The sequence below is a fragment of the Trichocoleus sp. FACHB-591 genome (assembly GCF_014695845.1).
Lineage (GTDB): Bacteria > Cyanobacteriota > Cyanobacteriia > FACHB-46 > FACHB-46 > Trichocoleus.
The window spans coordinates 155,030-171,134 of sequence record NZ_JACJPA010000121.1 but is presented as its reverse complement, the minus strand read 5'-3'; the positions used below and the strand labels follow the sequence as shown (position 1 = coordinate 171,134).

The 16,105-nt window shown below is 48.9% G+C and carries 13 protein-coding genes; 5 read left to right on the top strand and 8 right to left on the bottom strand.

The annotated features are described in order from the left end of the window. Positions 1-203 precede the first annotated feature (203 nt). On the top strand, positions 204-1,568 hold the full coding sequence (locus H6F90_RS28460) for a cytochrome P450 (RefSeq protein WP_190555330.1): 1,365 nt from the start codon (positions 204-206) through the stop codon (positions 1,566-1,568). Positions 1,569-1,596: 28 nt separating this feature from the next. Here H6F90_RS28460 and H6F90_RS28455 read toward each other — a convergent pair whose 3' ends face one another. Together H6F90_RS28455 and H6F90_RS30955 are read right to left on the bottom strand one after the other, a co-directional pair. Next, positions 1,597-2,604, bottom strand: coding sequence for a hypothetical protein (locus H6F90_RS28455; protein WP_190555329.1), 1,008 nt, complete (start codon positions 2,602-2,604; stop codon positions 1,597-1,599). Between the two features lie 2 nt (positions 2,605-2,606). After that, positions 2,607-3,233 carry a molecular chaperone DnaJ gene (locus H6F90_RS30955; RefSeq protein ID WP_242024670.1) on the bottom strand — a complete coding sequence of 209 codons (627 nt, stop codon included), beginning with the start codon at positions 3,231-3,233 and terminating at the stop codon, positions 2,607-2,609. A gap of 170 nt (positions 3,234-3,403) precedes the next feature. Here H6F90_RS30955 and H6F90_RS28445 point away from each other — a divergent pair, with 170 nt between their 5' ends. Next, on the top strand, positions 3,404-4,168 hold the full coding sequence (locus H6F90_RS28445) for a DUF429 domain-containing protein (RefSeq protein WP_242024669.1): 765 nt from the start codon (positions 3,404-3,406) through the stop codon (positions 4,166-4,168). Here H6F90_RS28445 and glgP read toward each other — a convergent pair. The 3 genes from glgP to H6F90_RS28430 all read right to left on the bottom strand — a co-directional run bounded on the left by glgP (position 4,122) and on the right by H6F90_RS28430 (position 9,238). Then, entirely contained in the window at positions 4,122-6,689 is a 2,568-nt protein-coding gene (glgP, locus tag H6F90_RS28440; protein ID WP_190555328.1) for an alpha-glucan family phosphorylase, read from the bottom strand. The genes H6F90_RS28445 and glgP overlap by 47 nt on opposite strands. Positions 6,690-6,849: 160 nt before the next feature. Further along, the gene (locus H6F90_RS28435; RefSeq protein ID WP_190438167.1) at positions 6,850-7,083 is read right to left on the bottom strand and encodes a hypothetical protein; all 234 of its coding nucleotides are present in this window, start codon (positions 7,081-7,083) and stop codon (positions 6,850-6,852) included. Between the two features lie 271 nt (positions 7,084-7,354). Then, positions 7,355-9,238 carry a mechanosensitive ion channel family protein gene (locus H6F90_RS28430; protein ID WP_190555327.1) on the bottom strand — a complete coding sequence of 628 codons (1,884 nt, stop codon included), beginning with the start codon at positions 9,236-9,238 and terminating at the stop codon, positions 7,355-7,357. Positions 9,239-9,278: 40 nt separating this feature from the next. On the opposite strand from H6F90_RS28430, the gene ribD reads away from it, so the two are divergent. Then, positions 9,279-10,622 carry a bifunctional diaminohydroxyphosphoribosylaminopyrimidine deaminase/5-amino-6-(5-phosphoribosylamino)uracil reductase RibD gene (gene ribD, locus H6F90_RS28425; RefSeq protein ID WP_370588119.1) on the top strand — a complete coding sequence of 448 codons (1,344 nt, stop codon included), beginning with the start codon at positions 9,279-9,281 and terminating at the stop codon, positions 10,620-10,622. Between the two features lie 194 nt (positions 10,623-10,816). Next, positions 10,817-11,479, top strand: a complete 663-nt coding sequence (locus H6F90_RS28420; RefSeq protein ID WP_190555326.1) for a hypothetical protein — start codon at positions 10,817-10,819, stop codon at positions 11,477-11,479. 18 nt (positions 11,480-11,497) lie between these two features. On the opposite strand, the gene H6F90_RS28415 is transcribed toward H6F90_RS28420, so the two are convergent. Next, positions 11,498-12,220, bottom strand: a complete 723-nt coding sequence (locus H6F90_RS28415; RefSeq protein ID WP_190438622.1) for an amino acid ABC transporter ATP-binding protein — start codon at positions 12,218-12,220, stop codon at positions 11,498-11,500. A gap of 1,299 nt (positions 12,221-13,519) precedes the next feature. Between H6F90_RS28415 and psaX the strand changes: the two genes are divergently transcribed. Beyond that, complete coding sequence (gene psaX, locus H6F90_RS28410) at positions 13,520-13,732, top strand: photosystem I protein PsaX (RefSeq protein ID WP_190438157.1); 213 nt, start codon at positions 13,520-13,522, stop codon at positions 13,730-13,732. Here the strand turns inward: psaX and H6F90_RS28405 are convergent. Both H6F90_RS28405 and H6F90_RS28400 read right to left on the bottom strand, forming a co-directional pair. Next, a complete protein-coding gene (locus tag H6F90_RS28405; protein WP_190555325.1) occupies positions 13,729-14,928 on the bottom strand; it encodes an amino acid ABC transporter permease in 1,200 nt (399 codons plus the stop codon). The genes psaX and H6F90_RS28405 overlap by 4 nt on opposite strands. An 8-nt stretch (positions 14,929-14,936) precedes the next feature. Further along, complete coding sequence (locus H6F90_RS28400; protein WP_190555324.1) at positions 14,937-16,097, bottom strand: amino acid ABC transporter permease; 1,161 nt, start codon at positions 16,095-16,097, stop codon at positions 14,937-14,939. Between the last annotated feature and the right edge of the window lie 8 nt (positions 16,098-16,105).

Genomic DNA, 16,105 nt, shown 5'->3' with positions numbered 1-16,105 from the left:
TGATCTGGGTTGGCGATCGCCTTCCGCAAGCCATGCCTTTCTGTGGCTACATGATTGTATTGGGGCAGATGAGCACTTATTTAGCTATTGCCATGATTAACCTAGTTCCCTAAACCGATTTAGCGCATTACAGTTTAGACCCTTCTCAAGTGTTATGACAGAAAGAGGTCTAACGATCGCTGGTTTAGAGAGGGCTGAGTGCCATGAAACTTCCTGATGGTCCTAAAGGTCCGAAGCTATTTCTGACGCTGCAAGGTGTGTTGTGGCCTTTGGAGTTTTTAGAAGATTGTGCGCGGCGCTATGGTGATCCGTTCACTTCCCGCTTCGCTAGCTTTCCGCCGTTTGTAGTTTTCAGCAATCCCCAAGCCATCCAAGAGATCTTTACCGCCGATCCCAAGCTATTTGACTCTGGTCGCTCTAACAACATATTTCGTCCCTCACTGGGGGACAACTCGCTCATTCTGCTAGATGGCGATCGCCACGCTCGACAACGACGCTTACTCACGCCTCCGTTTCATGGCGATCGCATGCGGGCCTATGGTCAGTTGATCTGTGATGCGGCAGAAAAAGTGATCAGCGACTACTCCATTCGTGAAACAGTGGTGGCTCGGACGGCAATGCAAGAAGTTTCCTTGAGGGTAATTTTACGAGCGGTGTTTGGCTTGGATGAAGGGCCAAGACTGGAGCAACTGCGGCAACTTTTGGGTGCTTTACTCGAAGGCTTTAACTCTCCGCTCAAATCTCTCATTGTGTTTGTGCCAGCCCTACAGCAAGATCTAGGGGCATGGAGTCCTTGGGGTCAATTTCTCCGCCGTCGGCAAAAGATTGATCAACTCATCTATGCCGAAATTGAGCAACGCCGAGCTGAACCAGATGCAACCAGAGAAGACATCCTCAGTTTGATGATGGCTGCACAAGATGAAGCAGGCCAACCGATGACAGATGTGGAACTGCGAGATGAGTTGATGACTTTGCTAATTGCAGGGCATGAAACCACCGCTTCGTCACTGTCTTGGGCGCTTTACTGGGTGCATGCTATGCCTGAAGTGCACGATCGCCTCTTACAAGAACTAGAAACGGTAGGGCCAGAAGCAGATCCCAGCGCGATCGCTCGTCTACCTTATCTAAATGCAGTTTGCCAAGAAACGCTACGACTTTACCCAGTGGTGCTGTTCACGTTTCTCCGCATAGCCAAGGCTCCAGTCAAAATTATGGGGCACGAGTTTGAGCCAGGAACTTACCTCTCACCCTGCATTTATTTGACTCATCACCGTCCAGATCTCTACCCAGAACCCAATCAGTTTCGCCCAGAACGCTTTTTAGAACGGCAGTTTTCGCCCTACGAGTATTTACCCTTCGGTGGTGGCAATCGCCGCTGCATTGGGATGGCGTTCGCTCAATACGAAATGAAGCTGGTTCTAGCTACTTTGCTCTCCCGCTGGCAATTCAGCCTGGTTGATCACCGCCCCGTTCGGCCTCTCCGTCGTGGAGCTACTTTCACGCCTCAAGGCGGTATCCCCCTGATACTTCAAAGCGATCGCCCCTTAAACAGTTTGACCAATGCTTAAGACGTTTGATGCTCGATTGAAGCATTCATCAAACTGCCTTGGATTTAGGTTGTTGGGCATCCAACATTTGCTTTACTTTGTTGAGCCTTAAAACAACCTCATAATTCTCAGGATGAAGCTCATTTACAAAATGAATCAGATGATCAACTGTGCAGGGCTTGTGAAAACCACCATTCCAAGTATGAAAATCAATATGGATTTCTTTAGTCAAGCTAATGAGATTATCTTGACATGCCGCTAGGTGGGGATAGTGTTCCTGGGAATAAATATGATGGGCAACGATTTCGACTGACTTGTTGTATTTGTCTCGTTTCATATACGTAACTTGGCAACGCTTACCATCGCGCCTCTTAACAGCATCCATTGCAGAATTAATTCTTTTTTGATAAGCGGTTTGTTCATCAATAATGAGCTTGAAAGTTTTTTTGCCCACAACCTCAATTGCTGCACACCAGCCACGACGGTCTTTAGCGGTCAGTTGCTTTGACAGATGTTGCGACAGCTTGTAAAAGCCTGATAGGGAGTAGTAACGCGGGCTTTTATGCTCCTTTTCATCAAAATCATCAAAATCCTCATGAATTTTCATTGGATCGTCTGATCTGCGGATCTCATCGAAGGCTTTATTTAACCGTGCAGGGCTGGTACCAAGAATATTAATAACATCTTTATTAGATAAGAAGTGTCTGTTGTTTCTAACTGTTAGAGAGCTACAATTTTCTTGAATTTTTCGACTAATAAAAGCATTACGAATTTTCTCTTTATGTCTAGTTATAAACTCTGTGATTCGTGCCCAAATGCTTTTCGTCGCTTTTTCATCCATGTATTTAGCGATCGCATAAGCTCCTTGTTCAGAAAACAATCTTTCCTGCAAGCTTTTGTTGAGATAAATAAAATGGTCGTTTTCACGCAATTCCCATTGATCGTTTGGATCAGAGTCAAAAAAAGTAATTACTTTGTCTAACTCCTTGGGGTCAATTTCCAATGCGCTTGCAAGCTCAGCTCCGCGAATCGTAAAACCTGATGTTTTTTTAGTCATGCCTATGCCTCTGCACTGATACTTTTGTACATAATTGTGAGGCTGTCAAAAATTGCAGCATCTCCTGTTTTAGAAATATCGGGATGATAAACTTTGCTTAGTTTGTGATAAGCATTCTGAATATCTTTACGAGTTGCAGTTTTAGGATCTAAAGCAAAAACTTGCCAAGGCTTGAAATAGTTGAAGATATTAATGCCATTGATACAGCCATAACCCTGCTGATTTTCTTCACCTGGAAGCACACCAACAAACTTGCGGTATAGCTTTTCCCAATCCTCTTTAACGCTTAAGTTAAAGTCATCCATACCATCGGTTGCCATTTTGAAGGCACCTGACTTTTTAAGCTCTGTGGTATTTTTAACTGAAAAGTTTTGAAAGATTGCTGCCTTAATTTGAGTCAAAGTTAATGGTTTAACTTTCGGCGGCTTAATAACTGGCTCTTTTTTCTTATAGTTTTCAATAACAAAATAAGCGAACTCTTCAAAAACAGAGATACTAACTCCGTGTATCTCTGCAAGACGAGAAACTTCATTTTGTAAATATGAATTAAGCTGAGCTGAAGCCTGCTCCTTAGATGTTTTGGCTGATTTACTCTTAGTTGATTTTGTTTTAGCTGCAGCCTTAGGCATAGGTTGTCAAGATATGGAACTACCTAATATTTCTTCTCTGTTCTAGAACAATTTTTATGAGATTAGACCCTGAGAATTTGAAAGTTCACCAACTCTTTAGGTTCAATCGACTGGTCACTTAATCATCATTCCCAAGCAACATAGAAAATGAGTAAAGTGCCAACAGTTTAATGATGAAGTTTTTAGGGATTGATTTGGGATGGCGATCGCAACCTACCGGACTTTGCTGTCTTGAATGGCGAGAGGACAAATTACATTTGTTGAATTTGGAGCGGTTAGAAGCGATCGCTGATGTTTTGCTTTGGGTAGACTATTCAGCTCCATCTGAAGCGTCGGCAGTGATCGCGGTGGATGCGCCAACCTTAATTCCCAACGCAACGGGGATGCGATTGCCCGATCGCCTCACTCACAAATATTTCGGGCGGTATCATGCAGGCTGCTACCCTGCCAACTTAGGTTTGCCGTTCGCTGAACGGACTGTAGCTTTTGGTCTAAGTTTGGAAGCGCGAGGGTTTGCTCATGCGCCAGTACTAGCAGCGCAACAATCAGGACGCTACCAAATTGAGGTGTTTCCCCATCCAGCGATGATTCATCTGTTTGGGTTGCCGCAGATTTTAAAGTATAAAAAAGGCAAGCTGAGCGATCGCCGATTGGAACTGTTGAAGCTACGTCAGCACATTCTGCAAGACTTGACGCAGTTGGAGCCAAGCTTATTTCTTCCAGACGCAACCTTAGTTCCGGAAATCCCCACCAAAGGGACAGAGATGAAAGCCGTTGAAGATCAACTGGATGCTTTAATCTGTGCCTATGTCGCCGCGCATTGGTGGTACTGGGGACTAGAGCGCAACTTGGTTTTAGGCGATCGCGAGACAGGCTACATTGTCGTCCCTACGCTTCTGCCCAAAGAATCAACCCAGGCTCATATGGACTGCTGAGGTACTCATTTTTGGGTAACACGCGCAAGGATAGCCCTTGGAGACCGCTACTAGTGTAACTGATGTCGATTGTGTAGATACTATGCTGGTTCGGGTCTTGACCTTGGTATTCCATCTCCACAGACACGCCATCGGCAATCTCACCTTCGGCATTGACTGAGCCTTGATACAGTTCTACCTGCACATCAGCAGGAGTTAAAGCTCCCAGTTTGAGGCGGGCTTTAACACTAATGGTTTCGTTGACTTGAATATCCGCAGGTTGAGAGATATCAATATCCTGAATCTTCATGTCGTACCAATGCTCAAACAGATGCGCTTTCCAATGGGATAGCTCCTTGGCAGCCGCGTACTGGTTGTTGACCATCGCCTGATAGCGATCGCTAGCGGGGAAGTAAGCCTGCATGGCATAATCTCGCACCATCCGAGCCGTGTTAAACCGAGGACAGTTGAGGTGGATCGCATGTTTCATCTTGGCAATCCAGCCACGCGGCAATCCTTCGGCATCGCGATCGTAGAACAGTGGCACAATTTGTTGCTCTAGCAGGTCGTACAGCGCATTGGCTTCTACCTCATCTTGGTAGTTGGGGTCTTCGTAGTCTTCCCCATGCCCAATCGGCCAACCTGTTTTCACGTAGTCAGCTTCATCCCACCAACCATCAAGGATGCTTAAGTTGGGCAAACCATTCATTGCTGCTTTCATGCCGCTAGTGCCAGAAGCTTCGCGGGGTCGTCGAGGTGTATTCAGCCAGACATCACAACCAGCCACCATCAACCGCGCCACATGGATGTCGTAGTCTGGGATGAACACGACATGGCGGCTCAAGCCTTCTGCACGAATAAAGTGGACAATTTGCCGAATCAGTTCTTTGCCCGGAATATCTCTGGGATGAGCTTTACCTGCAATCACGAATTGCACGGCTCGATGCCTAGAGCCACCTTGCAGAATTTCTTTGATTCGCTCCAGATTGCGGAGGAATAAACTGGCACGCTTGTAGGTGGCAAAGCGACGCGCAAAGCCAATGGTTAAGACAGTCGGATCAAGCACCTCTTGGACTTGCGCCAACTCGCTCAAAGAGCCACCGCGATCGCGCACATTCTTTTGCAGGCGATCGCGCACAAACACCACCAGTGCCGAGCGGCAGCGTTCATGGTTGCGCCAGAGTTCTTCATCAGGAATCGATTCCACCCGTTCCCACAACGGATGGTCTGGAGCTGCATCCGACCAATTGGGACCAAGGTAGCGATCGTACAGCTCTTGGGTGGATTTAGCGACACAACTACGGGCATGCACCCCATTAGTAATGGCGGTAATGGGCACTTCATTTAACGGGAAATTGGACCACAAGCTTTGGAACATGTGGCGAGAAACTTCCCCATGCAATTGACTGACGCCATTGATAAAGGTCGCCATCTTAATGGCCAGAATCGCCATGCTAAAGGGTGAGGAGAAATCGCCTGTATTCTCCCGACCGAGCGCTAAAAATTCTTCTCTAGGGAAGCCAAAAGTTCCAGCGTAGTGCCCCAGGTAATGCATGATTTTGTCTGGGGGAAACAAGTCGATTCCTGCCGCTACAGGCGTGTGTGTCGTAAACACCTGAGTAGACTGGGCCACTTGGCTCGCTTCGGTGAAGGTCAAGCCATCTTCTTGGATCATCTTGCGAATCCGCTCTAGAGCTAGAAACGCTGAGTGTCCCTCATTCATGTGATAAACGGTCGGCTTCAGCCCCAAGGCTTCTAGCATGCGGACGCCACCAATTCCCAGCATCATTTCCTGGTGAATCCGCATATCAATGTCACCACCATACAATTCGTCGGTGATGTCATGGTCGTAGGGGCTGTTGGGTTCAATGTTGGTGTCGAGCAGATACAACGGCACGGTACCTACCTGCACACGCCAAACTCTGGCATAGACCGTCCGACCCGGATATTCTACAGAAATTCGGATCTCTGAACCATCTGGATGCCGTTCTGGTTCCAGCGGCATGTTGTAAAAGTCGTTGATGGGATAGCGCTCTTGTTGCCAGCCATCCGCATTGAGGTATTGGGCAAAGTAGCCTTCTTGATACAGCAAACCCACGGCAACCAGCGGCAAACCCAGATCACTCGCAGATTTAAGATGATCTCCTGCGAGAACACCCAAACCGCCTGAATAAATGGGTAGGCTATCGGTAAGGCCAAACTCTGCTGAGAAGTAAGCGTAGCAGGCTTGTTGATCTTTGGCTTTTTGCTTGCGATACCAAGTCCGCTCTGCCAAATAGCCATCGAGTTGCCGCACGGCCCGCTCCATGTGAGCCAGAAAACCTTCATCTTCGGCTACTTCTCGCAAGCGCTCTTGGCTAATGGTGCCCAACATGAGCACTGGGTTATGGCGGCTCGATTCCCAGAGGTCTCGGTCTAAGCGGTGGAATAAATCTTTCGTTTCAAAGTTCCAATCCCAATGGAGGTTGTAGGCCAACTTCCGGAGGGGTTCCAAGCGGGGGGGCAAGGAGGGAGAGACGTTGAAAGTACGAATTGGCCGCATGATCGAGCAAACTCCAAGTCCAGCTAGGGCTATTGTCTCCCCAGTTTCCCTAAAAGTCTGGCACTCTTAACACTCTCTTGAGATAGGTGACAATCTGTTGCGATCGCTCCTTGTCCTGAATTTGAGCTTTGGGATTCGGCTGAGAAGTTTGTCTGGACACTTAGAACCGCAACGACTCAAAGATAATTGCACTAGCCATAAAGCATAGAGCGATCGCGGCCACACGCAAAAACCACTGACCTACGACAGCCAACAAAACTGTAACGAGCGAGCTAGCCCCTAACCCTGCCAAGACAATGCAAAGAATAGAGAAGCCGAACAAGCTGATAAAGAAGTATTTGACGGTTTCGCAGGCCAATTTGAACATCAGGCTGTAGCGCTCTGTTGTCTTCATGATTTCTATTCCTGTTGATCTAAAAGTTGCTTAATTTAGCGTTCTACGTGAAATGACGGAACTCGCTATATTTTGTTCATGAAGTGCGAGGAGCGATCGCAACTAAGCGAATCGGTGGATCAGCCGGAAAATCAGCGGTTGCACTTCCCTTCCTGATTCCGAACCCTACTTTCATGAATCCGGATTTTTACCGAGAAAGTTTTAAGTTAAATGAAGGGCACCCCAAAGGATGCCCGCCAATTTCATGCCAGATAATGTCTTTAGCTTTTAATTAGGACCGATTGCGACCCGATCCGGTAGATTGCAGTTGCTGGGGTTGGCCATCGGTGGCAATAAAAGCTGGATCAGCTAAGTCATGGGAGCTTCTAAACCACAGGGCTTGCTGGGGCGAACCGAGTTCAATCTTGGCTTCGTCCAGGGCGTACTTGAGGCGGCGGCGAAATTCTCTAGCGACCTTCCACTGTTGCAGCGGTTCGGTTTTAATCCAAACTCGAATCAAAATCCCGGTGTGGTCTAGCTCATCAATGCCTAATACTTCAGGCGGTTCAGGCAGCTTCCCTCGCCAGTCGCGATCGCGATACATCTCCTGACCCACTTCGCCAATCACCTCTAGGGCGCGATCGGGGTCAGTCCCGTAAGCGACATCAATGGCAATATCCACACGCGACCAATCCTTCGAGAGGTTCTGCACAACGGCGATCGCACTGTTGGGGATGGTAATCAAGCGGCCCTCATTGTTGCGTAACTGAGTGATCCGCAGATTCATGTTCTCTACAAAGCCTGAGACTTCCCCAACTGTAATCACGTCCCCTACGGCGTACTGATCTTCTAGCAAAATCAAGAAGCCGTTGATCATGTCTTTAATAATGCTTTGGGATGCAAAGGAGATGGCTAAACCGATGATCCCCGCGCCAGCCAAGAGGGGGACCAAATCAACCCCAACCACTGAGAGCGCAACCAGCCCACCCGCGAATGTAAAAACGATGGTGGCAACGCTCTTGAGCACGCGAGAGAAAGTGGAAACTCGTAAAGCTAAACGCTGTGAGGCTTCGGGAGCGAGCAACTCACCCTCGGCGATCGCATCAAAAAACTGATCGATCAAGACTTCACTCGTGCGGATCACCACGTAGGTCAGTAACCCAACCCCCAGGACTTGCAGGGGAGCCGAGAATAGCAACGGTTGCAGCCAGCGGCTATAAGGAAATAAGCCCAAAATAATATAGGTACTGCCACCCCACAAACCGACTTGAGTTGCATCTACCAGTCGGTGCTTAATGTCATAGACATTGCGTTGTTGGCGAGTCGCAAATTGGTGCTGAACTGCGGCAACTGTTTCGATCTGCTCGCCTTCCGATGAGGTGGGATCAGCCGCACTCACTGCTTCTGACAACACCTCTGCTTGGGTGGGAATCTGCGCTTGCAATCGAATTTGCTTCGCTCTGAAGCGGCGTTGCAGACGATTTAGACCGTAGCTGCTGATAATTACCGCAAACCCAATGCCATCAGCGATGAGAGCTTGCCGCAGGAGAAATTGGGGTTGCCGTTCTTGCTGTGCCTGAATCAGGGCATTGCGAATAATGGCAGTCAGTCGATTGGCCCAGCGTTCTGGGTCACGGCCTTGGAACTGAGCATCTAAAGTGGTGACCGTCATCAACCATTGATCGTTGACATAGATGACAGGCAAACCACTCTGTTCGTCGATCGCGCTGGTGACTTGTAACTTATTTGGATCAAACCGACTATTAGCGATCCGTTGCAGAATCGTTTCGATGTCTTGCCCACGTCGCTTGATCGGAATAGGTTGTCCTGGTTTCTGACCTACAACAGGTAGCGCGATAGAGAAGAGGGTTCTGCCATCTAAACGCACCTCACTTGTCGCCACCTCAGCGCTGTCACCCTGAGTCCCTAGCTGAGTGAGGAGACTATCCAGCTTTTGGACATTGGGACTGAGGGTTTGGGTAAGTGGAGTAGTCGTAGGTTGAGTGGTAGCAGGTTGAGTCGTGGCAGGCTGAGCGGTAACAGACTGAGCTCTGGCAGGTAGTAAATAGATCGGCAACACACTCAGCGCGATCGCCCCTGCTACAACTCCTGTGAAATGACTAGATCGGGGGCAGCCCCGGACTTTGGTATCTATGTTCCATTGAAAAAAGCTCATATGGAAACCGACTGAAATAGGACAGAACAGAATTTAGGGTTTGCGAATTTGTAACGACTGGTTACAATACGACTCTCCCAGTCTAACGACGCGATCGCTCCAGAACTTTATCCCTAGAGGTAGTAAGGACAATGTCAAACTAAGGGAAGATTTTTCCCTGAATACTGAACGCGCTTCGGAGGCAGCTTTGGATTCTGGACGTTTCAACTCGATTGACTCAACTGGCCAGCAGGATCAGGTGTCTGCCTCGGTTACAGCCATAGACGACCATGCCACCATCGGGACTGTCTTCGATCGCGCCATGATGCAGCGATGTCTAGAGTTAGCTCGACGCGCGTTAGGCCGTACTGCCCCCAATCCTCTAGTAGGAGCTGTCATTGTTAAAGATGGTGCAATTATTGGCGAGGGTTTTCATCCCCAAGCAGGGCAGCCTCATGCCGAAGTATTTGCCTTGCGTGAGGCAGGCGATCGCGCGCGAGGAGCCACCCTTTATGTCAACCTAGAGCCTTGCAACCATCACGGACGTACGCCGCCCTGCTCCGAAGCAGTGGTAGCAGCGGGTCTCGCTAAAGTTGTTGTAGGGATGGTAGACCCCAATCCCAAAGTTGCGGGAGGTGGCATTGCCCGCTTGCAAGCCGCAGGCATCGAAGTGGTGACCGGAGTAGAAGCAGCGGCCTGTCAGGAGCTAAACGAAGCTTTTGTGCATCGCATTCTTTACCATCAGCCTTTTGGCATTTTGAAATACGCCATGACCCTAGATGGCAAAATCGCTACCAATAGTGGGCATAGTGCCTGGATTACAGGACAGGCAGCGCGGGCAGCAGTGTTTCAACTACGAGCGACTTGCGATGCTGTGATTGTGGGCGGCAATACTGTACGGCTGGACAACCCACTGCTCACTAGCCGCCAAGTTGATGGCCCTCATCCATTGCGAGTTGTGATGAGCCGCACCCTAAATCTGCCAGAACAAGCTCATCTGTGGCAAACCGCCGCCGCCCCTACCCTGGTAATCACAGAGCCAGGAGTCAAGCCTGAGTTTCAATCATTGCTCAGAAAACTAGGGGTAGAGGTGGTAGAGCTTTCCCCGCTTATGCCTGCCCAAGTCATGACCTACCTTTACGATCGTGGCTTTTTGTCAGTGCTATGGGAATGCGGCGGTACCTTGGCAGCGCAGGCGATCGCGGATGGTGCGGTGCAAAAAGTCTTAGCCTTTATTGCGCCCAAAATTGTTGGCGGCAGCACAGCTCCCTCTCCCGTCGGTGACTTAGGCTTTCTCACCATGCCGCAGGCTTTGCCGCTAGAAAAACTGCGCTGGCGAGCGGTAGGAGTAGATTTGTTAATAGAAGGATATTTGCCAAAAACCCAGGTTGATTCTCTAGCGTAACCATGAAGTAGGCGATCGCTCTAGGTTCCATCTGTATTACAAATGTCAGAAAACTCTGACGCTCTCTGGCAATCTAAAACAGGTTTAAACTTCAGCAATATCTGCTATATTCGCGCTAACTCAGTTCAGCAATAGCGCTTTCAAACAGGCTCAAATTCCGGATTTACCAATGAATCCAGGTAGGAAATAAAGATATGTTGGAAATCACGATTTTGAGCTTATTTGTTGGCAGTTTGGGAGCGCAGGCAACCCTCTTAGGAAATTGGTTGCGCTGGCAGCAAGTGGTTGTGGGACTGCAAAGTGAGGAGGAGGAAGAAATTTTGACCCGCTACGAGACGAAAGAAGATATTGCCAAAACAGGCCACGGGAACACCACTGCTCCACGCCAAACTGCTAATGGTCAAACTGCTAATGGTCAAACCGCTAATGGAGCCGCCAAGGAAGCTCAGCGTGACCCTCGCTTAATGGGGTGGGAATTCAAAATTGTCCGGGCCAACCGTGACCTGTTTCGTGATCCAGCCGTCTTTCAACGGATGTGCCAAGAAGAATCGGAATCAGGCTGGATCATGCTAGAAAAACTGGACGATCGCCGAGTCCGCTTCAAGCGCCCGATCGCCATGCGAGACATCGTCAAAGCAGAATTCCTCAACTATGACCCCTACCGCTGTCACTATGGCCCAACTCATAACTCAGTCACTTGGCTTGGCGCGATCGCAGCCCTGACAGCAATTTTGCTGCCTGCCTACTTGGGCTACGCCTTGGTGTCCATGCGGTTTACTAAAACACCTGTCAAGCCTGCTGCCACTGCTGTTCCAGGAATACAGGCGTTGCCTTCGGATCTGTTGTCCCAGCCCTAAGACAGGGACAGTTAAGCGCTACAAAATTTGAGCCAGAAATTGACGAGTGCGCTCCTCACGGGGATTTTGGAAAAACTCAGTGGGAGTGCCTGACTCGATCAAGGTGCCGCCATCCATCAAGATAATTCGGTCAGCGACTTCCCGCGCAAACCCCACTTCATGACTGACCACTACCATCGTCATGCCAGACTCGGCCAGCGATCGCATTACATCCAGCACTTCGCGCACCATTTCAGGGTCGAGGGCAGAGGTAGGTTCGTCAAACAGCATGATTTTAGGCTGCATCGCTAAGGCACGGGCGATCGCGACTCGTTGCTGTTGCCCTCCCGAAAGCTGGCCCGGATACTTATGGGCTTGCTCCAAGATACCGACTCGCTCTAACAGTTGCATCGCCACATCTTCGGCTTTGGCTTTGGGCCACTTGCGGACCCATTTCGGAGCTAGCGTAATATTCTGCACCACAGTCAAGTGTGGAAACAGATTGAATTGCTGAAACACCATCCCTACTTCCTGCCGAATCGTTTCAATATTCCGCAGGTCATGGGACAGTTCAATCCCATCAATTTCAATCCGCCCTTTCTGATAGTCTTCTAGCGCATTGAAGGTGCGGATAAAGGTGGATTTTCCAGAGCCAGAAGGCCCCATAATCACGACAACTTCTCCCCGCTCTACAGTCAGGCTAGCGCCCCGCAGCACATGAAACTTGCCGTACCACTTATGTACCCCTTCCGCCACAATCATGCTCATTACTTCTGAATCAGCTCCTTGTGTGTCTTAGAACTTCCTAACTTTTTCATTGTTAGCCAGGTTATCTCTAACTTCGACTGCCGCACTAGAAGCAAAATAGCATTTCCTAAGCTAATTCGAGGGACGCGATCGCAATTGTCCTTTTAATCCTATTTCTTAACTATCTGTCCTCCCATGCTGAAGAGCATCGCCGCTGAAAGGCTAATTTATAAAACACTAAACTTTTGGGAAGCACAAACACTCGTTGGTATTTAGTTGTTCTCATGCTGAAGGAGCGATCGCTTCCAATACATAGCTTTTTCTGATTTACTTTTTAGATTCTATAGCGATGTAGCGAATTGAAATTGGAGTAATTCTTGAGAAGAACCAAAGCCCAAAACTTATAAAAATCCCAAAGAATACTGTAAAAACTATACTAATGAATAGACCAATAAATAGGGAGGCAACTAAGCCAGACAAACCAGTTAAGGGTTGATCGTTCCATATTACAGTTGAGAAGCCAAAGAGGCTAAGTACTCCTGAAAAAATACAAAACGGAATTATAGAGAAGAATATTCCAAGTGCTACAAGCTTGAGGATTGTGTCTAGTGCTATGCACTTCACTCGAATCTCTCGTCCCATACCTGTACTCATGCTATTAACCAAATCCTATTGCTTAATTTGTTTAATGGTTACGTTCTTATCCCAAGGTGTTCTAGGGGGACAGCAGCGTTATTCCTGGCGGTTTATCAGTTTATGTCCACACTACTTCTCTCTTTTGCAATAGTTCGTTACATCTACTTGTCATTATTGAAATTAAAGGTTTCTGGCTGTAGCAAAAGCTTCTTTCTGTCGCGCTCCTATTTAGAAATGGAGCAATGGAATATCTAATCGAGAACTCCCTTCCACTCTCTAATTACAAACTGTTTGCGAACGCGCTCCCCCCGATTGGGGGGTTATGAGGTGACAGACTTTGATCAGAAATAGCCACCCTTTCTAGTTGCGTTTTGACCGATGTTTCAATGCTGTTTCAAGTTGTGGCTAGCGATCGCCTTTAACACTTCAAGCCACACTATCCAACTAACTGAAATTGAGAGAGATTTTGTAGAGCGATCGCTTCTGACTGCACTTAAGCCATGTCAGAAATTAAACACAGCTTGTATTAGCTAGTACAGCAAAACCAGTTCTGCTCTGCTCAGGACTACCTTTTAGCGTAGTTCAATGGATTGATGCATGCTTTGCAGGAGCACGCGAACATAGGCAGTAGTTCAGTCTTAACAATTCTCAACAATTTACCAAAACAAACTTAGACCTATGAGTACTCAAGCCAAGCAACGCAATAGCAGCCGCATCGATAAGACCAAGCCCTACGATGGAGCGGATGGCCCCAAGGTTACCAGACCTGCTGACAACGTGATGACCAAAGAAACCGAGCCTTCTTGGGCCTTTGGCTTAGCACTGGGAACCGTCTTTTTAGCGATCAACTTTTTTGTCGCAGCCATCTACTTCGGCATCATCAATCCTTAAGTTCTTTTGTGGCCGACGCCGAGATGCTGCTCTAGGCGTCGGCTAGCGATCGACATGGAATAGCAAACTATCCAGTAAAGGAGACCGACAAAAAGATAAACCTCAGCGTAGCGGCCTAGAAATTGGGGTTGAGCTAAGATCGATCGCGCAATTCCGGTGAGTTCTACTAGGGCAAAGATTGAGAGCAAAGAGGTGTCCTTAAACAGGGAGATAAACTGCCCAACGATCGCGGGAATCACCACTCGTAAGGCTTGCGGTAACACAATCAGCCATAACACCCACAGGGGGTTGAGCCCCAAAGCACGAGCCGCTTCACTCTGTCCTCTGGGCACTGCTTGAAGACCCGCCCGGACGTTTTCTGCCAGGTAAGCCGCATTAAAGAGCACGAGTCCGGCGATCGCTCGTAACAATCGGTCTAGCCGTAACTCGACAGGCAAGATTAGGGGCAACATCACCTGGGCTAGAAACAGAATGCCGATCAGAGGTAGACCGCGCACGATTTCCACAAATAGGGTGCAAAACCACCGCACCACAGGTAAATTACTCTGTCGCCCCAGCGCTAGCAACACACTAAAGGGAAAAGCCAGCACAATACTGGTAGTTGCCAGCAACATCGTCAGCAACAGACCATTCCAGAAATTCGTGCTGACAGATCTCAGTCCCAGCCCACCGCCAATTAGCCATAGCAATATCGGAAAAGCGCCTAGCCAAGCCCAAACGAGCTGAGGTTTCAGTAGAGTTGCGAAACGTCTTCCTAACCAAAAGCTGCCAAATAAAAGTAGCGCGATCGCGCCTAACCAGAGGCGAGGCGGTAGTGGCAAGGGCAACAGTATAGTTACGCCTAGGGCGATCGCCGTAACGATGGTGACTCCTCGCTTGAACCAAGGCGATCGCGCAGGTGCCAAACTGCCCCAGGAAAGCCCTGCTAAACCAACGACAATCCCCAACACCAGCCATAACCGCCAAGCCAAGTTGGGTGGATAGCGGCCAATGAAGAAGAGGCGTAAGTTGGTTTGCACCACCGTCCACTGAGCTTGTGTAAACACCCATCCCAGAACCGCTTGCAACACTTGGAAGAGCAGCCACAGACAAACCAGCGTCAGCAGGCTGTTGTACCAAGTGTTGAATAAATTACGGCGTAGCCATTGCCACGGGGTGATGGATAAAACGGGTGGTAGAGCATCATCTAGCGTCATAGTTTTGTTTAGCGCTCCACCAGTTGCACTGTGCGGTTATACCAATTAATCAAGCCAGAAATGACCAGGCTGATAGAAAGATAAGTCACTGAGATCAACACCATCACTTCCACGGCGCGACCCGTTTGGTTGTAGGTAGTCGAAGCGACCGCATACAGATCTGAATAGCCAATCGCGATCGCTAAGCTGGAGTTTTTAGCAAGGTTGAGGTATTGGTTGCCCAAAGACGGCACGATCGATCGCAGCGCTTGCGGAAAAATCACGAGACGCAGAATATAGCTAGGCCTCAGGCCTAAGGCGCGAGCTGCTTCCCATTGTCCTTGGGACACCGATTGCACTCCACCTCGGACAATCTCAGCGATAAAGGTGGCGGTGTATAAACTCAAGCCTGCCAACAAAGCGGCAAATTCAGGTGAGAGTTGCAGGCCACCTTCAATGCTGTCGGCAACAATCCGAGGCGCATCCCAACCCAGAATCTCGGTTTCAAAGATAATCAGGGCGATCGCGACAGTCACAGCCAGGGTGCCTAACAGCTTCAGCAATAAAGGGACTGTAGGGGCGGCGGCTCTACTACCCCACCAATGCCAAGCCCATACCAGCAGCAAATTGGTTGCCAACAGCAAGAGCCAGACATCCGTATCGCGGGTGACGTGAAACCACGGCAACGCCACAGTCTGCTGAGTTAAATAGATTGGTCCTGGCAACTGAATATGAGCTGGTAGACGCGGAAAACCCAGAAAAACCGCAAAGTACCAGAAAAACAGTTGCAGAAGCAAAGGTGTGTTGCGTAGCGTTTCTACATACACCAAAGCGAGTTGCCGCACTAGCCAGTTGTCCGAGAGACGGGCAATGCCAGCAGTCACTCCTACAACTGTTGCCAAGACGATGCCAAAAACCGTGACTCGCAAAGAATTCGCCAGCCCAACTTGTAACGCTCGTGCGTAGTTATCTGAAGGGCGGTAAGAAATTGGGGTTTCACCAATATCAAAAGCAGCTTGCGAGTTGAGAAAACCGAAGCCAAATTGAATTCCCAACTGTTGTAAGTTGCGGCTGAGGTTGCTCCAGAAAATGGCGATCGCGATCGCGGTCAGGAGCACGACTAGCACTTGCCCAACGACCCACCAAAATCGCACATCTCGCCAGAGCGGAACGGAGCGTTGCGTTTTCATGCGATCGC